The 1,897-nt window shown below is 25.7% G+C and carries 3 protein-coding genes and 1 pseudogene; all 4 read right to left on the reverse strand.

Translation table 11 applies throughout. The features are described from left to right. Positions 1 to 330: pseudogene (locus ELQ16_RS09720) on the reverse strand (hypothetical protein); the annotation flags it as partial. An 80-nt stretch (positions 331 to 410) separates the two neighbouring features. After that, positions 411 to 830 carry a hypothetical protein gene (locus tag ELQ16_RS09725; protein ID WP_134239440.1) on the reverse strand — a complete coding sequence of 140 codons (420 nt, stop codon included), beginning with the start codon at positions 828 to 830 and terminating at the stop codon, positions 411 to 413. 65 nt (positions 831 to 895) lie between these two features. Then, entirely contained in the window at positions 896 to 1,393 is a 498-nt protein-coding gene (locus ELQ16_RS09730; RefSeq protein WP_134239442.1) for a hypothetical protein, read from the reverse strand. Beyond that, positions 1,394 to 1,897 (reverse strand): DUF6402 family protein (locus ELQ16_RS09735; protein WP_243832630.1); only part of this gene is annotated, 504 nt, incomplete at its 5' end. It lies immediately after the preceding gene.

Raw genomic sequence — 1,897 nt, forward strand, 5'->3', positions numbered from 1 at the left:
AAAGATACTAAGTCTTCCTAAACCACTGCTTTCATCTTTAGGAGAAAAATAATAGCTGGGTATATCTTGTTTTATAATATTATCTTTATCTAATTCTCCAAAGTAAAAAGGATTATTAGGGAGTTCGGTGGAGCCTGTAAGGAGGGTGGAGTTTAGGAAGATTTTTGTATCTAAACTTTTAAAATCTATCTGATATTTTTCTTCTATAAATTTTATATCTAAAACACTTCTATCTTTTGTAAAGATATCACAATGATTATCATAAATATGGATTAAATTTGACATAGAGATAAAAGAAGTGTTATTGGTATTAGATTGTAAATCTTGCAAATTTACTTTATCTAAGAATATGATTTTTATATTATTTGTTTTTAATGCTATAGTATTTGTGTTTTTATCATAAAATTGCTCTATACTGAATATTTTTTTAAAGCCAAATTAATATCATTTTCTTGTGTGTTAAATTGATTATTTAAATTATCTTGTAAGGAATTTTCATTATTTAAATAAGCTTGGATATTTTTTATTTTTTCATTTCTTTCTTCTTTTAAATTATTGATAGATTTATAAAGCTTTTTTCTAGCATCTAGATAGGTATCATTTAGACTTTCTTTATCTAGAATGAAGATTTTTGTAAAATCATTGCTATAGCCTAGATTGTTTATAGCAGTAGTTTGGGTGAAAAGTTCTTCTTCATCATAATTTACAGCTATAGAATTTTCACATTGGTATAAGGCTTTTAAATATACAGTGGATGAATTTTTATTTATTTTATTTATTTCATCGTTGTTTATAAATGCAAGTCTTGTTATAAATAATTCTCTGTCCATTTTTTCTCTAAATTCATTGAAAACAAATAAATATTATATCAAATATATTAAATTTTTGATAGTCTTTAAAGATTTTCATATATCACATACACACTCGCAATTAATATAGGAGCATTACACATAAACCCTATAAACCAACTTAATTTTTTGCGTTTTTCTCCTATGCTATAACATTTAAATAAATAAGCTTGTAATAAACAAGGAAGTATAACAAAAGTGATTGCCAAAAAAAACATAGTTGCAAAGGTTAAAAATTTAAAATAATTACGCACTCTATATTCTTGCGGTGATAATTTTTCAACTTCTGGAGGATCAAGCAATACAAGCGATTTATAAAATTCAAGATCATAGCTAAGATAAAATATGATAACAATAGCCATAAAAAAGATAATAAAAGATATTGAAAAATAAGATTTTACAAATTCTTTTATGTTAATCTTAATCCAATAATTTAAAATAGAAAAGATAACAAACACAGCTAAAGCTGTAAGATAAAATTTTATGATAATAACAATGGATAGTAACGAACCTACAAAAATAGAAAGTGTAATACTATCTCCCATTTAAACTCCTGTATCATAAAGCACATTATAAGCTTTATCTTTAAAATCAAGCTTAGTAATAAAATCTTTACTATAAAGTTTAAAATCTAAACCATAAGGGGTGAATTTTTGATAGTCTTGATAATCTTGATTGTAAATATAGTATTGCTTGGTTTTTGGGGATTGTAGGACATCAGCAAAGGTTATTTGTGGTATAATATATATCTTTGGTTTATAAGTTTCCATCTGTCTTGTAGAACCCCAAATGCTAAAAGTCTTCGTATTAAAATCCCAAGCTCCAACAGGTTGTCCTAGCTTGATAAAATTTCCTTCATCATCAAATTCGTGTCCTTGATCTAAAAAATCAAAGCTATCATAAACATAAACAAGCATTTCATCAACGCGGTATAGCACTTTTTCCCTATCTCCTTGAATTTCTTTTTTAATGCTTAATTTCGAAGGAACAAAATTAAAAGAAAATTTACCGCTGCAAGCATAAAGGGATAAATCTTGCATTGCATGATA

The sequence above is a fragment of the Campylobacter sp. US33a genome (assembly GCF_004378855.1).
Classification (GTDB): domain Bacteria; phylum Campylobacterota; class Campylobacteria; order Campylobacterales; family Campylobacteraceae; genus Campylobacter_D.